The organism is Saccharopolyspora sp., assembly GCF_017434145.1.
GTDB lineage: Bacteria > Actinomycetota > Actinomycetes > Mycobacteriales > Pseudonocardiaceae > Saccharopolyspora_C > Saccharopolyspora_C galaxeae.
Map to the genome: position 1 here is coordinate 1 of NZ_JAFRFW010000414.1, position 3682 is coordinate 3682.

General features: G+C 70.3%; 3 protein-coding genes. 2 read left to right on the plus strand and 1 reads right to left on the minus strand.

What is annotated here, in order from left to right; genetic code table 11:
* A partial coding sequence (locus IJH84_RS11240; RefSeq protein ID WP_295143685.1) for a phosphoribosyltransferase family protein occupies positions 1–253 on the plus strand: 253 nt, incomplete at its 5' end.
* Positions 254–441: 188 nt separating this feature from the next.
* Positions 442–2751 carry a bifunctional (p)ppGpp synthetase/guanosine-3',5'-bis(diphosphate) 3'-pyrophosphohydrolase gene (locus tag IJH84_RS11245; RefSeq protein WP_200069835.1) on the plus strand — a complete coding sequence of 770 codons (2310 nt, stop codon included), beginning with the start codon at positions 442–444 and terminating at the stop codon, positions 2749–2751.
* Here IJH84_RS11245 and IJH84_RS11250 read toward each other — a convergent pair.
* A complete protein-coding gene (locus tag IJH84_RS11250) occupies positions 2735–3604 on the minus strand; it encodes a peptidylprolyl isomerase (protein WP_295143689.1) in 870 nt (289 codons plus the stop codon). The two genes, IJH84_RS11245 and IJH84_RS11250, sit on opposite strands and share 17 nt — an antisense overlap.
* Positions 3605–3682: the final 78 nt, after the last annotated feature.

A 3682-nucleotide genomic window follows, 5' to 3' on the forward strand; every position in this document is an offset into this window, starting at 1 on the left:
GATCGAACAGGACGCGCTGGAGCACGGTCTGTACGCCGCCGCCTGGCCCGGCCGCTTTGAGCTTTGCTGCGACGAGCCGCCCTTTATCGTGGACGACGTGCTGGCCACCGGCGGTACGCTCAACGCGGCCTGCGAGCTGCTGCGCCGGGCGGGCGCGGAGGTGGCGGGCTCGGCGGTCGTGCTGGAGGTGACGGCGCTGCTCGGCCGCGCACGGCTCGACGGTGCCGGGGTGCACGCGCTGCTGGCCGTGTGACCGGCGGGACTGGGCTGATCGGTCCCGGTGAAGTCCGGGCGACGGTTCGCAGCCGAGAGTGACCGTTCGGCGGTTCGGGGGATGCCCTGGGAAGGTCCGTAGCCCGAACGGCGTTATTCTCGATGTCCGGGTCGTGACCGCCTCAAGATCCGGGTGCACGTTGTCCCCTCCATGCCCGGGAGCGCGCGGTGAGCCAAGACGTCGAGTCTCCTGCCCCTGCGGCCGAGCAGGCCCGCCCTGCCTCGGCCACTCGCAGAGTGCGCGCTCGCTTGGCCAGACGGATCACGGCGCAGCGCGCGGCGGAGGTAAAGCAGGTGCTGGAACCGCTGGCTGCGGTGCACCGCGAACTGCACCCGCAGGCGGACCTGGCGCTGCTGCAGCGCGCCTACGACATCGCCGAGGACAAGCACAGCGAGCAGCGCCGGAAGTCCGGCGACCCGTACATCACGCATCCGCTGGCGGTCGCGACCATCCTCGGTGAGCTGGGCATGGACACCACCACGCTGGTCGCGGCGCTGCTGCACGACACCGTGGAGGACACCGACTACTCGGTGGAGCGGCTCAGCGCGGACTTCGGCGACGAGGTGGCGCACCTGGTCGACGGCGTGACCAAGCTGGACAAGGTCAAGCTCGGCGCGGCCGCGGAAGCCGAGACCATCCGCAAGATGATCATCGCGATGGCCCGGGACCCGCGGGTGCTGGTGATCAAGCTGGCGGACCGGCTGCACAACATGCGCACGATGCGCTTCCTGCCGCCGGAGAAGCAGGCCCGCAAGGCGCGGGAGACGCTGGAAGTGCTGGCTCCGCTGGCGCACCGGCTGGGCATGGCCACGATCAAGTGGGAGCTGGAGGACCTGGCGTTCGCCATTCTGCAGCCGAAGAAGTACGACGAGATCGTGCGCCTGGTCGCCAACCGCGCGCCGTCCAGGGACACCTACCTGCGCACCGTGACCGACGAGCTCTCCGGCCAGCTCGACGCAGCGCGGCTGGCCGCGAAGGTCGAGGGGCGGCCGAAGCACTACTACTCGATCCACCAGAAGATGATCGTGCGGGGCCGCGACTTCGACGACATCCACGACCTGGTGGGCGTGCGGATCCTGGTGGACGAGGTGCGCGACTGCTACGCGGCGATGGGCGTGGTGCACGCGCTGTGGCAGCCGATGCCCGGCCGCTTCAAGGACTACATCGCCCAGCCCCGCTTCGGGGTGTACCAGTCGCTGCACACCACGGTGATCGGCCCGGAGGGCAAGCCGCTGGAAGTGCAGATCCGCACCCGCGAGATGCACCGCACCGCCGAGTACGGGATCGCCGCGCACTGGCGCTACAAGGAGACCAAGGGCCGCAACGGCACCGGCGTGCAGGGCGCCGTCGAGGTCGACGAGATGGCCTGGATGCGCCAGCTGCTGGACTGGCAGCGGGAGGCCGCCGACCCGGGCGAGTTCCTGGAGTCGCTGCGCTACGACCTCGCCACCCGCGAGATCTTCGTGTTCACGCCGAAGGGCGACGTGATCACGTTGCCGTCCGGGTCGACCCCGGTGGACTTCGCCTACACCGTGCACACCGAGGTCGGGCACCGCTGCATCGGTTCGCGGGTCAACGGCAGGCTGGTGGCGCTGGAGCGCAAGCTGGAGAACGGCGAGGTCGTCGAGATCTTCACCTCCAAGGCGGAGGGGTCCGGCCCGAGCCGGGACTGGCTGTCGTTCGTCGCGTCGCCGCGCGCCAAGACCAAGATCAAGCAGTGGTTCGCGAAGGAGCGCCGCGAGGAGGCCATCGAGTCCGGCAAGGACGCGATCGCCAAGGAGATCCGCCGTCTCGGCCTCCCGGTGCAGCGGCTGGTCACCGCCGACTCGATCGCCGCGGTCGCGCGCGAGCTGCACTACGTGGACGTCACCGCGCTCTACGCCGCGGTGGGCGAGCGGCAGCTTTCCGCGCACCACCTGGTGCAGCGGCTGGTCGCCTCGCTCGGCGGCGTGGAGCAGGCCGAGGACGAGATCGCCGAACGCTCCACCCCGTCCACCCTGCAGCAGCGCCGCCGCAGCACCGGCGACTCCGGTGTGGTCGTGAAGGACGCTGGCGATGTGTGGTCGAAGCTGGCGCGCTGCTGCACGCCGGTGCCCGGTGACGAGATCCTCGGCTTCGTCACCCGCGGCGGCGGGGTCAGCGTGCACCGCACCGACTGCACCAACGCCGACGACCTGCGCAAATCGCCGGAGCGGCTGGTCGAGGTGTACTGGGCGCCGTCGTCCTCGTCGGTGTTCCTGGTCGCGATCCAGGTGGAGGCGCTGGATCGGCACCGGCTGCTTTCCGACGTCACGAAGGTGCTCGCGGACGAGCGGGTGAACATCCTTTCCGCCTCGGTGACCACGTCCAAGGACCGGGTGGCGGTCAGCCGCTTCTCGTTCGAGATGGGCGATCCGAAGCACCTCGGGCACGTGCTCAAGGCGGTGCGCAACATCGAGGGCGTCTACGACGTCTATCGGGTCACTTCGGCGACCTGAGCGGGCTAAGCAGCGCGCGGGGCCGCACAGCAAGACGGGCCGCGCTGGTTCGGCGCGGCCCGTCGTCGTTGCAGGTGCGGCAGGCGACCGCGGCGTCCTCGATGCGCACGGGCAGCTTCGGCTTGCCGTCGCCGGTGCCGCTTTCGTCACCGGCGCCCGCGACCTTGTCCACGGTCTGCAGACCGGGCTCGCCGACCGTGCCGAACGCGGTGTACTTCGGTGGCAGTTGTGAATCGCCGTAGACGACGAAGAACTGGCTGCCGTTGGTGTCCGGACCGGAGTTGGCCATCGCCAGCGTGCCGCGCGGGTACTTGGTGTCCGGACCGACCTCGTCCGGGAAGGAGTAGCCGGGGCCGCCGCTGCCAGTACCGCTCGGGTCGCCGCATTGCAGCACCTTCAAGCCCGCGGTGTTGGTCAGCCGGTGGCAGTCGGTGTTGTCGAAGTAGTCCGACTTGGCCAGGTGCGCGAAGTTGTTCGCCGCGCACGGGGCCTTCCCGTAGTCCAGCGTCACCGGGATCTCGCCCTGGCTGGTCTGCAGCGTCACGGCCTGCGTCTTCGGCGCGTCCGGCCCGGGCGGCTGCGGCGGCTGCACCGGTTTGGCCGGTGGCTCGCCGTTCGGGGTGTAAGCGCACGCCTTGTCCGCGGCAGGTGCCTGCTGCGGCGCGGGCGAGGCGGCGGGCTGCTCACCGCTGCCGCCGGTGAAGTAGAAGACGCCTGCGACCGCCAGGACGACCACGACCACGGTTGCACCGATGGCGATCACCCGGCGGCGTTTGGCCTGCTCGGCTCGCCGCGCCAGCTGGCGCTCGAGCTTGCGTTTGGCCGTCTGGCGCCGTTGCTCGTTGCTGGGCACCTGCTCCCTCCCAGGGGTCCGAAGAGATCGGGACGAGCCTGAGTTTATGGGGCGCCCGGTTCGCCGGATCGAGCAGAC